Origin of the sequence: Methanobacterium subterraneum (assembly GCF_002813695.1) — an archaeon.
GTDB lineage: Archaea > Methanobacteriota > Methanobacteria > Methanobacteriales > Methanobacteriaceae > Methanobacterium > Methanobacterium subterraneum.
This window is the reverse complement of record NZ_CP017768.1, coordinates 49,967-70,453: the sequence shown is the minus strand read 5'-3', so window position 1 is coordinate 70,453 and position 20,487 is coordinate 49,967. Positions and strand designations below refer to the sequence as shown.

Below are 20,487 nucleotides of genomic sequence, written 5' to 3'. Positions count from 1 at the left end.
AACTGGAATATAATATATTAAGTAAAAGAATAATGCCTAAGATATTTAATAACATGGTGATTGAATGCAAGAAGAGGCCAAATTAGCTTTAGAGGATGGTACAATACTTAAAGGAGAAGGATTCGGTTACCAAACAATTAAGACAGGTGAAGTAGTTTTTGCCACTGGAATGACTGGTTATGTGGAATCCCTTACTGATCCCTCCTATAAGGGCCAGATCCTCATGTCAACCTACCCGTTACAGGGAAATTATGGGGTATCAGAGGAATGGTTCCAGTCCAAGGGGATAAAAGCCGAAGGATACGTGGTGAGAGAAGAAAACCCATACCCATCACATAGTCACTCTGAAAATAGTTTATCCGGTTTTTTAGAGGAATATAAAATCCCTGGGATCAGTAAAATCGACACCCGTTCCCTTACACTAAAAATCAGGAAATATGGAGCTCTGAAAGGAGCCCTGTCTACTGAAGAGATTGATGATGATGAACTTATGGCCATGGCCCAAAATCAGCCAGGAATTGAAGATATAGACTTGGTGGATAAAGTATCAGTAACCCAACCTAAAATTTTAGGTGAAGAATATAAAAGCCGGGCGGTTATCCTGGACTGTGGGATAAAAAATAACAGTATCAACGCCCTTCTTAAAAGAGAAATTGGTGTTGTTCTCCTCCCATATAACACTTCACCCCAGGAAGTTATGGACTACGAACCAGGAGCGCTCTTAGTTTCAAGCGGACCTGGAAATCCCAGTCGGGTGAAAGAGGCCATCCAAACTGTGCAGAAACTTTCAAATAGACTTCCTATCTTTGGTATTTGTTTAGGTCAGCAGATTATTGCTCGGGCCTTTGGTGCCAGGATCTACAAAATGAAATTTGGTCACCGGGGAATTAACCAGCCAGTTAAGGATCTCCAATCTGGTAAAGTTTCCATAACCTCCCAGAATCATGGTTTTAGCATTGATCTGGATACTTGTGCAGATTTACCCATCGATGTTACCCAGATAAACCTTAACGATGGTACGGTAGAAGGAATAGAACATCAAGAACTCCCTATTTCCAGTGTACAGTACCATCCCGAAGCAGGGCCAGGACCCCATGACACTGACTACTACTTTGACAACTTCCTGGAAACTCTTAAAAAATATTGAAATGGATGTTGTTTAATTTTAAGTGTCCAGATGGATTCAGATATATTAAATATTTGCTTAAATTTATAGAAGTGACATAATGACAAAGAGGATTAGAAATGCCACGGGACAAAGACATTAACAAGGTACTCATCATTGGATCAGGCCCCATCCAGATTGGCCAGGCCGCAGAATTTGATTATTCGGGCTCTCAAGCCTGTAAATCCCTCCAGGAAGAGGGTATTGAAACTGTGCTGGTTAACAGCAACCCCGCCACCATACAAACTGATGTGGACATGGCTGATTCAGTTTACGTGGAACCACTCACACCGGAAATTGTGGCTCAGATCATTGAAAAAGAGAAACCTGATGCTGTGCTCCCCACTATGGGGGGGCAGACTGGTCTGAACGTAGCCACAGGACTGGAACAAATAGGTGCACTGGAAGGAATTAAAGTAATTGGATCATCAGTCCAGACCATTAAAAATGTTGAGGATCGGGATCTATTTGACAGTTTCATGAAGAAGCTCAATGAACCAGTACCCAAAGCCAAAGCAGTGTCAACTTTAGAAGAAGCCTTGGAAGCGGTTAAAAAGATAGGATACCCGGTTATTGTCAGACCAGCATTTACCTTAGGTGGAACTGGTGGCGGTGTGGCCCATAATCGCCAGGAACTGGAAGAAATCGCTACCAGGGGGCTGGATATGAGTTACATTAACCAAGTGCTCATTGACCAGTCTGTAATGGGTTGGAAGGAATTTGAGTATGAAGTGATGCGGGATAAGAATGATACTTGTATCATTGTTTGTAACATGGAGAACCTGGATCCCATGGGCATCCACACTGGAGAAAGTATTGTGGTGGCCCCTTCACAGACCCTGTCTGATGTGGATAATCAGCGCCTCCGGAATGCATCCATTAAGATCATACGCGCCCTGGAGATACAGGGCGGCTGTAACATACAGTTTGCGGTACATCCTATAACTGGAGAATACAAGGTCATTGAAGTGAACCCACGGGTGAGCAGGAGCAGTGCCCTGGCTTCCAAGGCCACCGGATACCCAATCGCCAAAATATCCTCTAAAATCGCAGTGGGCATGACCCTGGATGAGATTCAGAACGATATTACCAAGGAAACACCGGCATCATTCGAGCCCAGCCTAGATTACATAATCACCAAAATACCGCGCTGGCCCTTCGACAAATTCAAAGGCATCAGCAGGGAGATAGGAGTGCAGATGAAATCCACTGGTGAGGTTATGGCCATTGGCCGTACCCTGGAGGAATCCCTGCACAAAGCCATACGAAGTCTGGATGTGGGAAGCTTTGGATTTGACACCGTGGAATTCGATGAAGGAAAACTAAAAAATGCCACTGATGAACGTTTATTCCAAGTTTACAGTGCCTTAAAGTCCGGGATGAGTGTGGAACGTATCCTGGAGATAACCCAAATTGATCCATTTTTCCTCCATAAAATACTGAACATAGTGGAATGGGAAAAAGAGATAAACGCTGAAAACATCCTCCAACCTCCCCTAATGCTCGAAACCAAGAAGATGGGCTTTTCTGACCGTAAAATATCCCAGATAACTGGCTTAGAAGAAAACACCATTAGAAAGACTAGGGAAAAGGATGGAATAATACCTTCATATAAAATGGTTGACACCTGTGCAGCGGAATTTGAAGCTAAAACTCCATATTATTATAGTTGTTATGAGAATGAAGATGAAGTAACTGTTTCTGATGAGAAAAAGGTTATAATAATTGGTGCTGGACCCATCAGGATTGGTCAGGGTATTGAGTTTGATTACTGCTGTGTTCATGCAGCTATGGCTCTAAAAGATGCTGGTATTGAAACCATCATCGTGAACAATAACCCGGAGACTGTTAGTACTGATTACGATATCTCCAGCAAACTATACTTTGAACCACTTACCCTGGAAGATGTTATGGGCATAATCAATAAGGAAAAACCCTACGGAGTGGTGGTACAGTTCGGAGGCCAGACTTCCATTAACCTGGCAGTTCCCCTGGCCAAGGAGGGAGTGCGTATACTGGGAACACCCCACGAAAGCATAGACCGGGTTGAAGATCGGGAACGATTCACTGAAGTATTAAATAAACTGGAAATACCACAGGCAGATTATGGTATTGCCCATTCCTTCAAAGATGCCAGTAAAGTAGCTGAGCATATTGGATTCCCGGTGCTGGTACGACCCTCCTATGTTCTGGGTGGTCGGGCCATGCAAATAGTGTATGATGATGACGAACTCCGGGAGTACATGAAGGAAGCAGTACGTATCTCACCAGAACACCCCATATTAGTGGATAAATTCCTGGAAGATGCCATTGAAATTGATGTGGATGCCCTCTCTGATGGGGAAGATGTTTTCATTGGGGGAATAATGGAACATATTGAAGAAGCTGGAGTACACTCCGGAGATTCTGCCTGCGTTATACCCCCACAGAGCATCCCTGAAGAGGTGCTTAAAACCATCAAAGAATATACTATGAAGTTAGCACTGGAACTGGATGTAGTGGGTCTCATGAACATTCAGTATGCATTTAAAATGGATGAAGATAATCCTAAGGTTTACATACTGGAAGCCAACCCCCGGGCTAGTCGAACTGTTCCTTTTGTTAGTAAAGCCATGGGTGTGCCCCTGGCCAAAATCGCAGCGGAATTGATGATGGGTAAAAAACTCAAAGATTTCGGACTATCCCATGAAGTAAAGATAAACCACGTGGCTGTTAAAGAATCCATTTTCCCCTTTATAAAATTACCAGAAGCAGACTCAGTACTTGGTCCCGAAATGAAGTCAACCGGGGAAAGTATGGGAATTGATGAAAATTTTGGAGTATCTTACTACAAAGCACAGCTTTCTGCAGGAATGGACTTACCTCAGAAAGGCACCATATTTATTAGTGTTCGTGATGCAGATAAGAATAAAATTCAGGATATAGCTGAAAAAGCCGAAGAATTGGGTTTCAAGCTCATCGCGACTCGTGGAACTGCACTAGCAATTCAGGATCAGGTGGAGATTGATATTATTCGCAAAGTCAGCCAAGGTTCCCCTAATATACGTGATGCCATCCTCAACAAGGAAGTTGACATGATCATCAACACTCCCTCTGGCAAACAATCAGCAGATGACGGATATTACATCCGTAGAATGGCAGTTGAACTGGGAATACCCTATGTCACCACCCTTGCCGGGGCAAGGGCAGCTTTAAATGCCATTGAAAATGTTGAGAAAGGAAAAATTGGAGTTAAATCCCTCAACGAATACCATAAACCTACCTGATTTTAATTTTCACCATATTTTTAATCTTTTTAAATTTAATTATTGTTTTTCATTTCAAGCGATTTATTGAATAAAAGGGATTATTGATTATTTGGAGATTTAACATTATCCAGAATTTTTTTTATTAAGATGTTGATTTTTTTACCAGGATGAAATATTAAAGAATGAATTTTTGTTTGTTCGAAAAATTAAATAACCACTTGAACATACTTTTCCCTGTATGCTTAACATCAAAAATGGCCTGGTATTATACGGTCCTCAAATGGAACCCACGAAGGCTAATATCCTAATTGAAGGTAATCAAATTGTAGAAGTTTCCCCCCATGCGTCAGGAGGTAAAGAAATTGATGCTAACGGTTGTATTGTCTCCCCTTCATTAATAAACAGCCATGTACACATTGGGGACTCGGTGGTTAAAGATATTGGTGACGGGAAGTCCATTGAAACTATTGTAAAACCACCCCATGGCCTGAAACATCAACTACTTGCCAATGCCAACCCTCAGGATATTATTAACTCCATGAAAAACGCTCTCCATGAAATGATGGACACTGGAACCACCACCCTAGTTGATTTCAGAGAAGGAGGGGTTAGGGGAGTATCCCTACTTAAAGAAGCGGGTGAAAAAATTCCCATGCGGAAGGTAATTTTAGGACGTCATGATTCCTTTTTCCAACCATTACCCCATCCTCTGACTCAGAATATTGAGACTGAAATAATGAAAAACACCCAGAAAATACTTGAATCCTCAGATGGTATTGGTTTGAGTGGTTTTGGTGAAATCAACGATGATGTAGTGGATATTATCACCGCGACCTGTGCCGGTGCTGGAAAACTATCCGCAATTCATGTTGCAGAATACCAAGAAGTACAACATAATTCACTTGATTGCACCGGTAAAACTGAAGTTCAAAGGGCCCTGGAAGCTGGTTTTGATATTCTTATCCATGTCACAGCACCCCTAAACCAGGACCTGGATTTAATAACCGAAACTGGTAAATCTGTTGTTTGTTGTCCACGTTCCAATGGTGCGCTTTCCGTTGGAATACCACCCATAAGAGATATGTGGGATAAGGGAATAAACATTTTACTGGGCACTGATAACTTAATGTTCAATTCACCCAACATGTTTAGAGAAATGGAATACGCCTTAAAGGTTACCCGAGGACACTATCAGGAATATTTTCCCCCAGTGGAAATACTGAAGATGGCCACTGTGAATGCTGGACAGACTCTGAACCAAAAAATTGGGTGTATTGAAGAAGGTATGCTGGCCGACATTATGATGGTGGAACAGTTATCTGACAATCCCATACTGTCCCTGATTAACCGCACTGAATCGAAAAACATAATAGGTCTCATGACAGATGGTAACTTAGTATACCTTAGGTGAAACTATGTACCACAAAATATTATTGCCTACCGATGGCTCAAAATTTGCTGAAAAGGCAGCTGAACACGCCATCTGGATAGCAAGCAAAAGCAACGCTGAAATTATCGTTCTAAACGTAATCGAAACATCATCACTAGTGGGGCTCCCTGCAGAAGACCTCATCGTACGAATCAAGGAAATGCTCAAAGAAGAAGGGCGAAGATCCCTGGAAAGAATTTCAGAAATGGTTACCGAGGAAGAAAAGGAACACAACATAGAAGATATCAAAATAACCCTTAAAACTGAGGAAGGATCCCCTGCTGATGCCATCTTGAAAACTGTGGAAAAAGAAGATGTGGATCTGGTGGTTATGGGAACCTCCGGAAAACACGGTTTAGACCGATTTTTACTGGGCAGTGTAACTGAAAAAGTGGTTAGATCAGCAAAGTGCCCGGTCTTAGCCGTTCACTGAATAATCTATTTTTATATTTCTTAGTTTGCAGCTAATAGCTGGTGAGACAATGCAGATAAAGGACATAATGTCAGAGGAAATACACTACATCCAAGTACCTGGAAACCGTGCTAATGCACTGGACCTCATGAGAAAAACCAATGTATCAGGTTTACCAGTGGTGAAAAAAGGCACCAATAAACTGGTAGGTATACTCACCAGAACTGATCTGGTAGAAAACCCCGATGAAGAGCAGATTGCCCTTATAATGACTAGGGACATGATAACTGTTAGTCCTGATGATGATATTAGGGATGCAGCCAAAAAAATGGTTGAAAATAATATTCGAAGAGTTCCTGTAGTGGAGAAGGAAGAGTTAGTGGGTTTGGTAACTGCATCCGATCTCATTAACAAGGCTTTGTGGAAGATGGATCTTAATGACCCTGCTGAGAACTACATACTCCGTAATGTGCCCACCACTTGGGAGAGAACTCCCCTGAACGTTGCCTTCCCCATAATGCGTTACTTCAACCTTAAGGTACTATTAGCCCTTAATAACGAAGGAAAACCATCAGGAATATTAACTGAAACCGATTTCCTGGATGAAAGTGAAGTGGTATCAGAACAAACTGTGCACAACACTTCTGTGGGTACCGAAGGGGATAAATGGTCATGGGATAGTAAAAACGTCCTTTACGTAATTAAAAACCACTTACAGTTCGCGGATAAGGAAGTGCGAGATGTGGCCACCAGTGACTTGGCTATCGTGACCACCAAAACTCCGGTTAAGGATTGTGCCAATAAGATGAGGCAAAGAGGCATTGAACAGATGCCAGTCATTGATGTGGAAGGAGAGCTGGTTGGGCTGATAAGAGCAGGTGACCTCATTAAATCAATCATTGATTAAAATAAATAGATTAATTATTCCTTATTTTTTACCAGAATTAGTTTCAATCAGGTCCTTTACTTAAAGATTCAACTAGATATAACTAAAAACACGAATGAAAGATTAAAATGTCAGAAACAACCCCCATAGTTAAACCAATTGTTAAAATAAAAGCAGATCCTGAAATTGTCCGTATCGTGGGTAAAAAAGGTGGGGAGGTCTCCCTCCAGGATATTAACACTAAACTCATCCTGGCCACATTGTGGTGGGAAGGAGAACCTCAACTGGAAACATTCTTCCAGATATTGGAATTAACCATTAAAAGAGCCTTACAAGAGGTTCATCCCCATGAAAAAATGGTAATAGATTATTCCTACACTGCTAATGACACACTGGAAGATGCTTCCCAGATCATGGTTGAGATTGAGAACATTGAAGCTGATGGGGCAGTACTGGAAGTGGAAGGGGATATTATTGTCCTTTCTGGAAACGATAACCGGGGCTTTTTCAAGAAACTCACCGCCTCCAGACGTAAAGTTAAAGAAAATGTGCACCATGAAATTTAATTATATTATTTGATTATTGTTTGATTGAAAAGAACTGTTTAATGGGAAAAAATTCAATTTACACTTTAATATTCCCACTATTTAATCATCATATATTCAAATCCTTTTTTAATCAATTTAATCAATATTCCATCAGTTTTAATCCAGGAATATTTCCACACCATTTTTTTGAAATCTTTAATTTAACTTTAAATTCCGACTTTATTCATTTTTATCTGCGAAGGCAGGGTAAAACCTTCAACAGTAATTCTTGTGCATCCTCACGGTCTTTGACTCTGCGGGCCACAATTTGGCCATTGGAGGAAATGGTAATATTTTTCTCTCCCATTTCCAGCGTTGCAATACCCATCTCCCTAGAGCAGTTAACCTTTCCCAATTTTCCCAGTTCCTGACAAGTGAGAGGGATGTTTAACTGGTACGGAAGTTCTGTTTCAAACATTATTTTATTTTTCCCATCTTTACACGGCTTATATATTACCATTTCATCCTTAACATCCCCATAACCACCTATATTTAGGGTAACTCTCTTAAAGCCCACTGCCTTGAGTTCTGAAACTATATGATCTAGTAAATCCTTGTCAATAAGTTTATCAATATCTTTCACTTCAATAAGGGCCAATCCTTCATCATCTCTCACCCTAACTACATCTAAACTGGTGAGGTTTTTAATGAGATTTTCAGCATAACTTATACGGTTGATCTTATGGGGAGTTATAGTCTTCCCAGTAGGGATGCGAGTGGCAAGACAGGTGGTTGAAGGATTATAATCAATATTTAACTGATTTAAAACTTTTCTCACATCTTTAGAAGTGATTTCAGACTTTATCAATGGCATTTCTATATTCTTTTCCAAGTTAAACCTTATTCCTGGTCGGTCTTCCATTAGATCACTGATGTTGGTCCCATCAATCACCCCATCGTACTGCTCATCCCTTGCAATTTTCTCCATCTTTTGGTACATCTTTTTCTTACAGATGTAACAACGATTAGGCGGATTTAATTCAAAGGCAGGATCGTTTAAATAGTTTTCACGTACAATACGGTGTTTGATTCCTATTTTTTGGGCGATCTGTTCTGCTTCCTGGATACATTCATCAGGCATAACCCCATTATCAATAGTGACTGCCAGGGCATCTTTTGCCTCTTCTTTAGCAATCAAAGCCAGAAGTGTGCTGTCAGCACCCCCGGAAAATGCAACAAGAACCTTCTTACCATTCAGATAGTTCCTTAAACTGTCAATTTTTCTTTGGATATCCATAAAACATCACGAATTCCCTAATATTATAATACAGCAATTATGTGCAGAGAAACATCAACCTGACTGCGGATAGATTCTATTGAATAATTAAACCCATCACCGGTCTGAAAGATGGAGTCTGGGGGTTCATTAAATTAATTCTTTAATATACTCCAAAACTTTCTTAGCATCCTCTTCCTTGATATCAATTCCTTTATTGTCCAAATAACTATTAAGCGTTTTTTTCTTTTCTTTATCCAGCTTAGAATCCTTTAAAACACGAGTGTATGTCCTTTGAGGGTAATAAATTTTTTTTGCTGTTTCGTATAAGTTTTTTACATCACTAGATGTGATTATGCCATCTTTTTCAGCCATTTGGAAGTTGTGATTCATGCTAACCAGAGCTTCAGACAGGAGTTCATGGGTTTCTGGATTAAAAACAATGGCCACATCATCATCAGATTCTATTACTCCATCCCGATAATTCTGGTAAACCTTTCCAATTCCAATCATGCCAGCATAATCTAGTTCTGCCGATCTAAGGGCCCCCATGCTGGATCCCCCTACAATTATTACCCCTGCTTCCAGGGCATGAAGTATTTCCCGGTGGGATACTGCAGGCTGCTGGTGGAAAACACCATCAATTATTCCAATGATATCTGGAGGATCGTTTAAAAGGATAGCCACATCATCCCTAGCTACTGGGGGGTGATATTCAGCATCCAAAATCTTCCGGGCCTGATTTAAAGAAAGTGAAGGTCCAATAAACACCACTATTCGTTTTTTATCCAAATTACCACCAAATATTCTACTTAAATGTGTATATTAACTTTTTAAAAATCACAGCTATATAAAATTTCATTCTGATTTAATATTATTAATTGGATTATACGTTTAGTACACTTGGTCCCATTTTTCTCAGAAGGTTATCCTTAGGTATCAATCTTATAAGGTATCAATTAGGATATAAAGATTAAATTTGATAACCCCTGAAAACACTCCAATCAAATATATATTTTAATATGACAAAATAGGTATTAATAAATCTTATTTAAATAAATCAGAAGTTTAAAGTATAGCTAAAAACAAGAAAGGTTTAATTAACGATTGTTAAATAGGGTACTGGATTTTTCCGGTAACTTCATAGTGTAGTTTCATTAATTTAGGTATTGAGGGATGGTGTTCTCCCAAGTTTTTTTTCCATTTCTTTATCACAAAATCCAAGTCAACCTCTTTAGTGCCATGTATCAGGTTATCGGCATGGGCTACAAGTTTTTCTTCTAAAGTGATTGGAACATAATCTTTAGGGGGTAATCCTAGAATTAAAGCTTCTTCTTTAGTAATCCCAGCCCCGATGTGTCTTTCCACAATTTTGATAACTTCTGGGGGGAAACCTTCATTTTTAAGGATTTTTGCTCCCACAATGGCGTGTTTTATGCCATTTGTCTTGGAACGCCCGACATCATGGAGAATAGCTCCTTTTTTAACCAGGTCCAAGTCTACTTCCAATTCAAAATCCATTGCAAGCTGGTTTGCCTTTAACATGACTGCTTGAGAATGTTCAATCACAAAAAAAGAACAATTAAATTCTTCTAAAATATCAGAAGATGGATATTCATTCAAAATCAAGTATTCACCTAAACTTTTTTTGGCATAATTAACAATCACTGGTAGATACACATTAGTGGGAGTAAAAATTTAATCATAACCACATGATTTCTATATTCTAAAATTAATTTATCTACTAAAACAATATATGGAGATTGTACGATTTAAATCATGAAAAATGATTAAAATCTTAATTTTAGGATTTATAATTGCAGGATATGGGAAGTATAGGGAGAGTAATTAACTCATTCTTTCCTTTAACTCCTTTAACTCAGTTATTATTGATGAATTGTCCTGGAATTCCATGTTTGTATTGCAGTCAGGGCATATGAAGTTTCTTTCAGAAGCTTCTTCGAAATTATATCGACAACCATTGGGGCAGACAAAAAACATGTTGTCCTCTTCATATTCCAGAGATTGGTGGATTTCCATGGAGAATTTCTCAAATTTCTCCGATATAATCTCAGCGATTTTATCTTCCTCAAACTTCCAACTGTAAGTATACCATTGAGTTTCAGGATCCTTACTTCTCTTGTAACTGGCCACACCAGCATCGTATAGTTTGTAGAGTATTCTCCTTACAATGTTAAGTCGAATTTCAGTTTCTTCAGCAATTTCCTCATCGGTTGTTTTGCCATTCAATAAACATTGAATAATGGGGATGCTATTCTCATCATCTTTAGTAACATCAATGAGAATCTCCTGCACGTTAGGATCTGCAAGCATCTCGTCTCCTCCTTCATATTTTGACATTTTTAGCAGCTCTTATATTTTCGGGGATCTATTAAGTTTCGGGATCTAATAATTTTAAGCAATCAATCTTCTCAGTTAAAGCAATCAATTCCTCAAATTAGAGAAAGTAATCAACCATAAAACTGATAGGTCAAACCAAGCAATGCTAAATATCACCCGCCGTGGTGTAAAGTAGCCGCCTAAATTTGAAAAGCTAAAATGTCTTTCTCCGCCCCCAAAACCCCTTCGGGTTATAACAATACCCACGCTTTAGCTAGTTATCACTGAAATAGAGCTTATCTTTGGGTGTTAAAAATATCTTGGGTTAACTATCTATATGGGCCAAGATAGTATTTATATTTTGTTAATGTCCCTACAAAACCGAATCATTCCTTTAACTAATATTGATAAAAACTTTAAAATCGTTTTATTATGATTTTCTAACTATAATTGCAGGGCTGTGAATTATTGAATCTAACATATCTATGGTTATGGTAGTCACGTCGCCATCAAGTAGTTCTTGCATTTCATAAACTGTTTCCATACTGTTTTCATGGATTTTCTGGCATTCTTCTGCTGCCTGAGCAATTTGAAAAATTTCATCAAGTTCATGGTGTTTGGAAACACCCAATGGAGTGGGGCCAATTATATTGCCCAATCGACCTAACAAATAGCCGAATATTCCCCAATTATTTCTAATCTCCTTTATAGAAATGGGAAGGGATGTGAATTTCATTTTCCCAATTTTATAAGTTGCATCGGTGTCAATAACCATCACAGTAACATTTTTATTGCATATGCTCTTAATTTTAGCAGCCATATCCTCTGAAAGACTCTGAGGATCATGGGGTAAAAGTGAAACACAAGTTCCAGGTGCATTACTCAAATCAACACCAGCCTCAGAAGCTGGTTTAAGAGCGTGTTTCCAACCATAGTAATTTAAGATTACTTCTTTATGAGAACGAGCCTCAGGAGGAAGTTTTCTAAGATTTTTAATGGTTCTTTTTTTTATGCCCAATAATGGACCCAGGATGTAACCCCATAAATACTTGGACCATAGGTCCGCCAAGATATAAGCACTGAAGGATGGTTTAAATTCAGCTTCATCCACCAGTCGCCCCTGGGACACAGCCAGAGGAGTTTCAGAAACCACCAAAAAATCACCATCCTCCAAAAAATCCACAGCATTTTCAATTATAACATCATAGGGTTCTCCAGGTTTAATATAACCTGATTGAACAGGTATTAGTTTATAACTGCTTTTATCTATGGAATATTCCATATATTCCTGTTTCTGAAAGATTTCAGGTTTTGATTGATTCATGATATCTAAAAATAAAGATAATAAAAATTTTTTAGTAACATGGGAAATTTTTATAGAAACTAGGTAAACCCAGTTAAGGTTTTTTTATCCCTTAACTGGAGGAGCCCAAACTTTTAGGTCAATACCTTCAATAATAGCCCTTCTACCTTCCAGTTGAACTACTACTCCGGAATGAACTTTCTGCATCATACAGTGGTAGGGTAGAAACCGGACTGTTTCACCTACCCGAGGTAGTTCACCTTCAATAAATCCTTCAAATCCACCCACCATACAGACACCTACCTCCCTATATTCAAAGTCAGCCTCTGGATCCAGGCGGTGACATGGTCCCACAAGGTGGACAGTGATTAATCCATGGTTTTCATCTAAGACTTTGGCAAAATGGGTGACTGGGCAGCCCAGGGGACGGTACCTTATGATTTCCCCAGGTTTTATCTTTTCCCTGGTGAATGGAAATAGGGTTTCCCGGCATGAATCTTCCCCGGGAATTGGTTTAAGGATGATATCCGCCTCATATCCATCCATAACCCCTACAATTTTCTCTTTCTCAGGAATTACTTTGGTTTCCTTTAATATTTCCTTGAGTTTGGCCAGATCATCCTGAAACATCTCCTGGTACATGAAACGGCATTTTTCAAGTGGTGCTCTTTTTCTGAGGAGTGCTCCTGCAAATTCATCGCAGCGTGCATATCCACAGATCCCACAGTTGTAACCGGGAAGCAGCATTAAGACTTCGTTTTTCTGACCAATATCAATGGGAACTTTACTCATCACATAACACCCTTTATCAGCCAATTATTCTCCTTCGTAGCTCTGGAATCCATCAATACGGCGCAGGATACCCCGGTGGTATTTTTTGTTCACCTTGGTCTCTCCTACACACAGGGTGCACACTGCTAATGGTGCGGAGTGTCGGAGCTTCTCACCTTCCAGGGTGACGTCCGGGGATTTTATAATTTCATCTGCTAGTTCAGCGCATCCTTGTCCGCTTAAACCGTTAGCTTCTATTATTTTACATTTAGGGTTTACTTCCAGGATTCTTTCACGGAATATTTCCCTTTCTGCCTGGGATATCATGTCTCCCTTAGTAATTACTGCTATATCGGCAGTACTCAAAAACGGCCCTACCTTGAGGGGAGTGTTAGGTCCGCTGGTGGCATCTATAACACAAACTCCCAGTGAATTCACTGTGAACGGTGCACAGCGGTGGCATAGGCCAGCAGTTTCAACTACTAAGAGTTCTGCCTCATTTTCATCTGCCCAGTCAACCATTTCCTCCAGATTGTAGATGGCATAGTGATCAGGGCACATGTCCATGGATAATCCAACCTTGGTTGGTACTCCTATCTTTGCAAATTTACGATCATCATCAGTGTAGAGGCAGTCCACTTTCACCACAGCTGATTTTAATCCCATTTCATTTAAGCTGCGCAATGCATGGATTAAAACAGCTGTTTTTCCAGAACCAGGTGTTCCGGCAACAATTACCATTCTCATGAAAAATCACCATTTATATATTTAATTTTAATTTATTAATTAACTCAATTTTATTGTAAGGATTCAATTCACATTTGATTTCAATTATATATTGAATTTAAAGCGTTATATCATTACAATTGATCTGTAATTCAGGTTATGTAAAGTAAGTTTTTCTAAAAGAATAAATTTTATACAACTAAGTAGAATGAAGTGCTTAAAGTTTTTTTCGAGAAAATAATGATTGATCCCTGTTAGACATTCTTATTATAAAGTTAAAAATGAACAAATAAATGACAATTGAAACTTAGATGGGAATTATTTTTAATTATCGTGATTTTAGGGTGCTGAATTCCAAGAATTCCTTGGTTGGCACCCCAATTACAATAATTCCATTTAAAATTCCAGATCTTCCATTCCAATATCCTGAATAATTTCCCCATTACGGACTTTATCACGTAAATTTAACATCAACTCATCTATCTTATTTAATTTCTGAGATATTGCTTTCTCTCCTTCACTGGTAGCTACTACTGTCTGCATTCCCCCATTTTTCATTACAATTCTTTTATCAGTCATCAGGGCCAGTACCGGGTCATGAGTTACCACCATTACTATCTTACCGTGACCAGCCAGTGCTTCCAGGGCATCGTGTTTTCGTATTCCTGCATTTTCAATTTCATCAATGAGTACAATTGGGGAGTTGCTGATTATGGCCACGTCTGCCACCATGAGGGCTCTTGATTGACCTCCACTTAATATGGTGAGATCATGGTCCTTTTTTATGGGTTCCCCAGTTAAAGTATTGGCCAGATCAATGACTGCATTTACACATTTACTGCTGGCCCCACGGCATTTGGCGTGTAAGCTTAAAAAGTCTCCAACTGTCATATCTGCCAGGAAATTCATGTTTTGAGATAGCTGGGCCACCATCTTTTTTCGGGGGTTGGTTCGATCCTCATAGCTGGGTTCTTCACCATTTACCAGAATTCTTCTACGGGAGAAGGTGTCTTCCTGGGAGAGTTGTTCAATATCCCCTATAAGGGAGCTTTTTCCACTTCCAGTGGGTCCTACCACCCCAAATATTTCACCCTTCTTTATTACTACTTTCTTCACGGGCTCGGGGGTTTCCTGCTTATCAAAACCCCCTAAAATGGTTATTTCTTCTATCATCCCAGATTCACCTTTCCTAAAGTGTCTCCCCTTAGTCCCAGTCTCATGGTTTCCAGGGCCGTGATTTCATCAGGAGGTATGTTACCTAAATTAACATTGGCACCGAACTTTAGAATAAAATATGCTTGCTGATTTTTCTGGGGAGCCTCCCATATTATTTTTTCCACATCAGTGCCTTCAATTAATATTTGTAAATCATCTTCTTTAACTTCCCCATGACTATCAAAAAGACCTATTCCTTTCCCCCCTTCCCTGGCTTCCATAATTACCAGGTCAGCCCCATATTCCAGGTCACGGTTAACAATTTCAAGCCGTTTTTCAGGAGTAAGTAAATGATCTTTAGCAGGATCCTTCTTTCCCACTTCAGTTATTGCCAGGAATCCATTGTCCTTCACCACTGATATGATTCTTTCCCTTTCATCTGGAGAAATTTCAATGGTTCCATCGGATATTTCCACCGCACCAAATCCCAGTTCATCTACTTCATTCAAAAATTCATCGAATTTATTCTGAAGATAGGCAATTTCAAATAAAGTACCACCAGGGTAAGGATTAACATCATAGGATTGGTATATTTCCACTTTTTCCTGGATGATTTCCCGGTTGTGGATGGCAGAAGTTCCCCATCCAAACTTAGCCAGATCCACGTATTGGCCAGATATTTCAAGGAGATCTATAACATGAACCGGGCCCATTCCCTTGTCTAGCATCATAGTAATTCCAGTGCCAATTTTAGGGTTTCTTTGAGGGGTTAGAAAATCAAAAGCATTCATAAACATCACGTTTTTTTAAACAGGTTTTTTTATTAATCTTTACTCATGTCAATCATTAATAATTCCTAATTACATGATTTAATTAATAATACCTCAGATTTTTTTTATTCAATTTAGATGATTTAATTTATTTTCATCCACATTTCACTCTCACTATCAATTCATCACATAATTAATAGTCGTTTATATTTAAAGTATTTTAAACACCGAAAAAAGGATGGAAAAAATATGAATTTTTAACCAAGGAGCCTTCCAATTCCATTAAATCCCACAACTTTAAAAAAGGCAATTGTTGTAAGAAGATCAGACTAATATAATGAAGATCAGACTAATATATCAAAATATACACAGATCATAATAATTACTGAAAAATTGATTAACGGAGGGAAATAATGGAAAAGAAAATAGTTTACTTCAAAAATTCCGGTGCAGAAAATACAGATAAAGTAATAGAACTGGTTAAGGAAAGGAAAGAAGAACTGGGAATTGAAAACATTGTTGTAGCCTCAGTATCTGGACTAACCACTGTGAAAGTCTTGGAAAGCATGCCTGATGCAAAGATAGTAAGTGTCACTCACCATGCGGGATTCAGGGGCGGAGATGAGTTAGAACTGGAAAGAGAACATGCCCAAAAGCTGGAAGATGCAGGTGTACCCATATACATAGGATCCCATTCCCTCAGCGGTGTGGGTAGGGGAATAAGTAATAAATTTGGAGGCATCACCCCTGTTGAAATTATTGCCGGTACTTTAAGACTATTTTCACAGGGAGTGAAGGTCTGTGTGGAGATAAGTGTCATGGCAGCTGATGCAGGACTTTTACCCACAGATAAAGAAGTTATAGCCATAGGTGGTACTGCTAAAGGTGTTGATACTGCTGTGGTTTTGAAGCCCGCACACATGGGAAACTTCTTTGACCTAAAGATAAATGAAATCATTGCTATGCCCCGACCTTAAATTCTAATGATTCCAACTGGTGATGTTGACCCCCACTGGTTCCATTGCCAAGGTTATGAAATGGGTGAGTTCACAATCACTTCATGGTTGGATGTTGGAGATGATCTTTGGATATTAGTCAAAAATTCTTTGCTTGGTGATGAATTATTGGTTAAATAACCGTTGCTTTTAAATATAAGTTAGTACAATAACACATTTAAGATAACCAACATTTGCTGTGGGGGTAGAGATTGAAATCTATTATAGACAATACCATAAAGGAATCCGAAAAAAGAAGGGATAGGAAGGCATCCGAAGAGCGTCGTGGATATGATGGTAGCATCGACCAAGAGTTAGAAGACATCATTCAACGAAGTCGAGCTAAGATCTGTGTAGTTGGAACTGGAGGAGGTGGAAACAATACCGTTTCCAGATTAACTGAGATCGGTATCGAAGGTGCCGAAACCATTTCCATGAACACTGATGCTCAAGATCTCTTTTACTCAGTCGCCGATAAAAAAATATTAATAGGTAGAAGTACCTGCGGAGGACTGGGTGCCGGAGGAATGCCAGAAGTCGGAGAAGAATGCGCCGAAGAAAGTGACGAGGAAATAAAGGAAAAACTCGACGGAGCAGATATGGTCTTTGTGACCTGTGGTATGGGTGGTGGAACTGGAACTGGTTCTGCACCAGTCATTGCAAAAATGGCCAAAAAGATCGGTGCACTGACCATTGCCGTGGCAACCATGCCCTTCAGTGCAGAAGGACTGCGTCGCAGGGAAAATGCGGAAAAAGGACTGGAAAAACTCCAGAACGCCGCAGATACAGTCATAGTCATCCCTAATGATAAACTCCTGGAAGTAGCTCCCAACCTACCTATTAACAAAGCATTTATGGTGGCTGACGAACTCCTGGGAAGGGCAGTTAAGGGAATAACTGAACTCATCACCAAACCCGGACTGGTTAGTCTGGACTTTGCTGACATCCGGAGTATTATGATGGGGTCCGGCATGGCCATGATTGGAATGGGTGAATCAGATTCAGGAGACCGAGCCATAGAATCTGTACACGAAGCTCTAAACAGTCCTCTCCTAGATCTGGACATATCCAATGCTAAAGGAGCCCTGATAAATATTTCCGGAAGCTCTGACCTGACCTTGAACGAAGCTGAAAAGGTAGTGCAGATCGTGGCCGATGAACTGGACCCTGATGCCAACATCATCTGGGGTACCCAGATCCAGGAAGAACTGCAAAACACCATACGCACCACCATTGTGGTAGCCGGAGTTAAATCACCATACATATTTGGTATACATGGTGAACCAGAGTACATTGAAGAAAGACAAAAAGAAAAAGTACCAGAATCATCCCTGGAAGAATTCATCGACGGTGTTTTTTAAACAAATCCTTTCTAAAAGGGGAAGTAATTGATTAGGGAGTTTAATCTTTCTCTAACCCCCCAACATTGACCCTAGTCTGTTCTGTCTTCCCCATGCAAAGGTTTATATGTCCTCAGGGCAATAACCTATTTTTAATATAATCTAAATTTTTACTTTCTCCTTCTATTGATAACTATGTGAAGTGGGATTTTTATGAATTTAAACAAAGAATCAATGGCAAATTTTATAAAACAGTGCCAAAGAGTACTAAAAGTCTCTAAAAAACCAGATAGAGAAGAGTACATAAATGTGGCTAAAGTAACCGGTATTGGAATCATCCTCATTGGAGTTATCGGTTTCATTATCAGTATAATTGGTCAACTGATTCAAGGTACTGGATAAAGCTTTGTCAGGTTAGTGATATTTTGATCTATGCAATAAGAACCCTGGTTGGTCAGGAAAAAAACGTGGCCCGAATAATTGCCAGGAATGTTAAAGACAGTGGGATTGGAGTGAGTGCCGTGCTGGTTCCAGAAAGTTTACGTGGATATATCCTTGTTGAATCATCCACCAAGCTTGATCTGCAGAATCCGGCCTTTAAAGTGCCTCATATGAAAGGAGCCATAGAAGGAGACATCCCATACGAAGAGATAAAAAGCTTTTTAAAGCCGGAACCAATAATAGCTTCCATACAGAAGGGAAGTATTGTGGAATTGATATCCGGACCATTCAAAGGAGAAAAAGCCAAAGTGGTTCGTATTGATGAATCCAGAGAAGATGTGGTTCTGGAACTTATTGAAGCAGCAGTTCCCATCCCAGTTACCGTTAAAGGTGATCAGATTAGATTAATACAGAAGGAGGCAGATTAATGGCAACAGAAACCGTTGAAATACTCATAGATGGCGGTAAAGCCACTCCCGGCCCACCATTAGGTCCAGCAATCGGACCCCTAGGTATCAACATGATGCAAGTGGTGGAAGAGATTAACCAAAAAACAGCAGACTTCGAAGGCATGAAAGTACCGGTGAAGATCATAGTGGACACCTCCACCAAAGAGTTCGAGGTTACAGTGGGAACACCACCAACCACCGCACTGATCATGGACGAGCTAAAAATAGAGAAGGGCTCCCAGGATCCTGGAATGGACAAAGTAGCTGATCTAAAAATAGAACAAGCTCTTAAAGTCGCCCGGATGAAATTCGATGCTCTTCTTTCCGCAGACTACAAACATGCCACCAAAGAAGTTGTGGGTACCTGTGTAAGTATGGGTATCACTGTGGAAGGTAAAGATCCACGGGAAGTGCAGAAAGAAATCAGTCAGGGAATCTACGACGAACAGTTAGTAGAAAAAACCTGATTTGATGACTTGTTAAATTTATAATTCTGGTGACAATACATCACCAATTATATTCTAAAAAAGTAAACACGACTTAGATACAAACACAACGAAATCCAAACCATTAGATTGAACTTTTCACAATTAGAAGAGTTCGGAGGAATTTACGTGAAACAAGAGATCTTAGAAGCGGTGAAGAAGGCTAAGGAGGAATCCAAGCCGAGAAACTTCACACAATCCGTTGATGTGGTTATAACCATCAAGGATTTAGACGTGAAAAAACCTGAAAACCGCATAGACGAGGAAGTTCTTCTCCCTAATGGACGGGGTAAAGATGTTAAAATCGCCTTTATTGCCGACGGTGAACTGGCCCTGCTGGCCAAAAACGCCGGAGCAGACCTGGTGATCAACAAAGGAGAACTGGAAGAAATGGGCAAAGATCGAAAAGAAGCCAAGAAGATTGCCAACCGGCATGATTTCTTTGTTGCTCAGGCCGATATGATGCCCCTGGTAGGAAGATTCCTGGGACCTGTACTGGGACCACGGAAGAAAATGCCTAAACCAGTTCCAGCCACCATCAAACCCGAACCCATCATGGAGAGGCTTAAAAGCACAGTAAAAGTGAGAATAAAAGACCAACCAGTTATACAGGCATTAGTCGGCACACAGGACATGGATGATGAGCTCATTGCAGCCAACATAGAATCAGTTCTGGCAGTGCTGGATCAGAAACTGGAGAAAGGGCGTAGCCAGATTAAATCCATGTACGTGAAAACCACCATGGGCCCTGTAACGCGGGTGATCTAAA

General features: G+C 39.9%; 21 protein-coding genes. 12 read left to right on the top strand and 9 right to left on the bottom strand.

Annotated elements, in window-relative coordinates; translation table 11 throughout:
- The first annotated feature begins 64 nt into the window (after positions 1-64).
- The 6 genes from carA (at position 65) to BK009_RS00350 (ending at position 7,706) form a co-directional block, all read left to right on the top strand.
- Positions 65-1,147 carry a glutamine-hydrolyzing carbamoyl-phosphate synthase small subunit gene (carA, locus tag BK009_RS00375; protein ID WP_100907539.1) on the top strand — a complete coding sequence of 361 codons (1,083 nt, stop codon included), beginning with the start codon at positions 65-67 and terminating at the stop codon, positions 1,145-1,147.
- A gap of 98 nt (positions 1,148-1,245) precedes the next feature.
- Positions 1,246-4,431, top strand: coding sequence for a carbamoyl-phosphate synthase large subunit (gene carB / locus BK009_RS00370; protein WP_100907538.1), 3,186 nt, complete (start codon positions 1,246-1,248; stop codon positions 4,429-4,431).
- Between the two features lie 220 nt (positions 4,432-4,651).
- Positions 4,652-5,824, top strand: coding sequence for an amidohydrolase family protein (locus tag BK009_RS00365; RefSeq protein ID WP_100907537.1), 1,173 nt, complete (start codon positions 4,652-4,654; stop codon positions 5,822-5,824).
- A 4-nt stretch (positions 5,825-5,828) separates the two neighbouring features.
- Positions 5,829-6,275 carry a universal stress protein gene (locus BK009_RS00360; protein WP_100904707.1) on the top strand — a complete coding sequence of 149 codons (447 nt, stop codon included), beginning with the start codon at positions 5,829-5,831 and terminating at the stop codon, positions 6,273-6,275.
- Positions 6,276-6,324: 49 nt separating this feature from the next.
- Positions 6,325-7,161, top strand: coding sequence for a CBS domain-containing protein (locus BK009_RS00355; RefSeq protein WP_100907536.1), 837 nt, complete (start codon positions 6,325-6,327; stop codon positions 7,159-7,161).
- Positions 7,162-7,268: 107 nt separating this feature from the next.
- Entirely contained in the window at positions 7,269-7,706 is a 438-nt protein-coding gene (locus tag BK009_RS00350; protein ID WP_100904709.1) for a hypothetical protein, read from the top strand.
- A gap of 211 nt (positions 7,707-7,917) precedes the next feature.
- Here the strand turns inward: BK009_RS00350 and larE are convergent, their stop codons facing one another.
- The 9 genes from larE to comA form a co-directional block, all read right to left on the bottom strand.
- On the bottom strand, positions 7,918-8,964 hold the full coding sequence (gene larE, locus BK009_RS00345; protein WP_100907535.1) for an ATP-dependent sacrificial sulfur transferase LarE: 1,047 nt from the start codon (positions 8,962-8,964) through the stop codon (positions 7,918-7,920).
- A 129-nt stretch (positions 8,965-9,093) separates the two neighbouring features.
- A complete protein-coding gene (locus tag BK009_RS00340; protein WP_100907534.1) occupies positions 9,094-9,735 on the bottom strand; it encodes a TfuA-related McrA-glycine thioamidation protein in 642 nt (213 codons plus the stop codon).
- Between the two features lie 318 nt (positions 9,736-10,053).
- The gene (locus BK009_RS00335) at positions 10,054-10,572 is read right to left on the bottom strand and encodes a TIGR00295 family protein (RefSeq protein ID WP_100904712.1); all 519 of its coding nucleotides are present in this window, start codon (positions 10,570-10,572) and stop codon (positions 10,054-10,056) included.
- A 219-nt stretch (positions 10,573-10,791) separates the two neighbouring features.
- Positions 10,792-11,277, bottom strand: coding sequence for a transcription factor E (gene tfe / locus BK009_RS00330; RefSeq protein WP_100907533.1), 486 nt, complete (start codon positions 11,275-11,277; stop codon positions 10,792-10,794).
- A gap of 436 nt (positions 11,278-11,713) precedes the next feature.
- Positions 11,714-12,565, bottom strand: a complete 852-nt coding sequence (locus BK009_RS00325) for a coenzyme F420-0:L-glutamate ligase (protein ID WP_100906660.1) — start codon at positions 12,563-12,565, stop codon at positions 11,714-11,716.
- Positions 12,566-12,691: 126 nt separating this feature from the next.
- Positions 12,692-13,378, bottom strand: a complete 687-nt coding sequence (locus tag BK009_RS00320; RefSeq protein WP_100906661.1) for a (Fe-S)-binding protein — start codon at positions 13,376-13,378, stop codon at positions 12,692-12,694.
- A 24-nt stretch (positions 13,379-13,402) separates the two neighbouring features.
- Positions 13,403-14,104: a GTP-binding protein gene (locus BK009_RS00315; RefSeq protein ID WP_100904714.1), complete on the bottom strand. Its 702-nt coding sequence runs from the start codon at positions 14,102-14,104 to the stop codon at positions 13,403-13,405.
- A 375-nt stretch (positions 14,105-14,479) separates the two neighbouring features.
- Positions 14,480-15,256 (bottom strand): ATP-binding cassette domain-containing protein, encoded by a 777-nt coding sequence (locus BK009_RS00310; RefSeq protein ID WP_100904715.1) that lies wholly within the window; start codon positions 15,254-15,256, stop codon positions 14,480-14,482.
- On the bottom strand, positions 15,253-16,029 hold the full coding sequence (gene comA / locus BK009_RS00305; protein ID WP_100904716.1) for a phosphosulfolactate synthase: 777 nt from the start codon (positions 16,027-16,029) through the stop codon (positions 15,253-15,255). Before comA ends, BK009_RS00310 begins: the two co-directional genes overlap by 4 nt.
- Before the next feature lie 392 nt (positions 16,030-16,421).
- Here comA and BK009_RS00300 point away from each other — a divergent pair, with 392 nt between their 5' ends.
- From BK009_RS00300 to BK009_RS00275, 6 genes are all read left to right on the top strand, one after another.
- Positions 16,422-16,985: a pyruvate kinase alpha/beta domain-containing protein gene (locus tag BK009_RS00300; RefSeq protein ID WP_100907532.1), complete on the top strand. Its 564-nt coding sequence runs from the start codon at positions 16,422-16,424 to the stop codon at positions 16,983-16,985.
- Between the two features lie 230 nt (positions 16,986-17,215).
- Complete coding sequence (ftsZ, locus tag BK009_RS00295; protein ID WP_100904718.1) at positions 17,216-18,364, top strand: cell division protein FtsZ; 1,149 nt, start codon at positions 17,216-17,218, stop codon at positions 18,362-18,364.
- A 192-nt stretch (positions 18,365-18,556) separates the two neighbouring features.
- Entirely contained in the window at positions 18,557-18,745 is a 189-nt protein-coding gene (locus BK009_RS00290; protein ID WP_100904719.1) for a protein translocase SEC61 complex subunit gamma, read from the top strand.
- 23 nt (positions 18,746-18,768) lie between these two features.
- Positions 18,769-19,212: a transcription elongation factor Spt5 gene (locus tag BK009_RS00285; protein WP_004031406.1), complete on the top strand. Its 444-nt coding sequence runs from the start codon at positions 18,769-18,771 to the stop codon at positions 19,210-19,212.
- The gene (locus tag BK009_RS00280; RefSeq protein WP_100907531.1) at positions 19,212-19,700 is read left to right on the top strand and encodes a 50S ribosomal protein L11; all 489 of its coding nucleotides are present in this window, start codon (positions 19,212-19,214) and stop codon (positions 19,698-19,700) included. The genes BK009_RS00285 and BK009_RS00280 overlap by 1 nt, the downstream gene beginning before the upstream one ends.
- Positions 19,701-19,847: 147 nt before the next feature.
- Positions 19,848-20,486, top strand: coding sequence for a 50S ribosomal protein L1 (locus BK009_RS00275; RefSeq protein WP_100904721.1), 639 nt, complete (start codon positions 19,848-19,850; stop codon positions 20,484-20,486).
- Position 20,487: the final 1 nt, after the last annotated feature.

What these genes read in the sequence shown, in the direction of transcription:
- BK009_RS00360 (WP_100904707.1), top strand. Translation starts at nt 5,829, where the DNA reads ATGTACCACAAAATATTATTGCCTACCGATGGCTCAAAATTTGCTGAA.
- carB (WP_100907538.1), top strand. Translation starts at nt 1,246, where the DNA reads ATGCCACGGGACAAAGACATTAACAAGGTACTCATCATTGGATCAGGC.
- BK009_RS00310 (WP_100904715.1), bottom strand. Translation starts at nt 15,256, where the DNA reads ATGATAGAAGAAATAACCATTTTAGGGGGTTTTGATAAGCAGGAAACC.
- BK009_RS00325 (WP_100906660.1), bottom strand. Translation starts at nt 12,565, where the DNA reads ATGGAATATTCCATAGATAAAAGCAGTTATAAACTAATACCTGTTCAA.
- carA (WP_100907539.1), top strand. Translation starts at nt 65, where the DNA reads ATGCAAGAAGAGGCCAAATTAGCTTTAGAGGATGGTACAATACTTAAA.
- BK009_RS00350 (WP_100904709.1), top strand. Translation starts at nt 7,269, where the DNA reads ATGTCAGAAACAACCCCCATAGTTAAACCAATTGTTAAAATAAAAGCA.
- BK009_RS00365 (WP_100907537.1), top strand. Translation starts at nt 4,652, where the DNA reads ATGCTTAACATCAAAAATGGCCTGGTATTATACGGTCCTCAAATGGAA.
- BK009_RS00320 (WP_100906661.1), bottom strand. Translation starts at nt 13,378, where the DNA reads ATGAGTAAAGTTCCCATTGATATTGGTCAGAAAAACGAAGTCTTAATG.
- larE (WP_100907535.1), bottom strand. Translation starts at nt 8,964, where the DNA reads ATGGATATCCAAAGAAAAATTGACAGTTTAAGGAACTATCTGAATGGT.
- BK009_RS00300 (WP_100907532.1), top strand. Translation starts at nt 16,422, where the DNA reads ATGGAAAAGAAAATAGTTTACTTCAAAAATTCCGGTGCAGAAAATACA.
- comA (WP_100904716.1), bottom strand. Translation starts at nt 16,029, where the DNA reads ATGAATGCTTTTGATTTTCTAACCCCTCAAAGAAACCCTAAAATTGGC.
- BK009_RS00315 (WP_100904714.1), bottom strand. Translation starts at nt 14,104, where the DNA reads ATGAGAATGGTAATTGTTGCCGGAACACCTGGTTCTGGAAAAACAGCT.
- tfe (WP_100907533.1), bottom strand. Translation starts at nt 11,277, where the DNA reads ATGCTTGCAGATCCTAACGTGCAGGAGATTCTCATTGATGTTACTAAA.
- BK009_RS00280 (WP_100907531.1), top strand. Translation starts at nt 19,212, where the DNA reads ATGGCAACAGAAACCGTTGAAATACTCATAGATGGCGGTAAAGCCACT.
- BK009_RS00355 (WP_100907536.1), top strand. Translation starts at nt 6,325, where the DNA reads ATGCAGATAAAGGACATAATGTCAGAGGAAATACACTACATCCAAGTA.
- BK009_RS00290 (WP_100904719.1), top strand. Translation starts at nt 18,557, where the DNA reads ATGAATTTAAACAAAGAATCAATGGCAAATTTTATAAAACAGTGCCAA.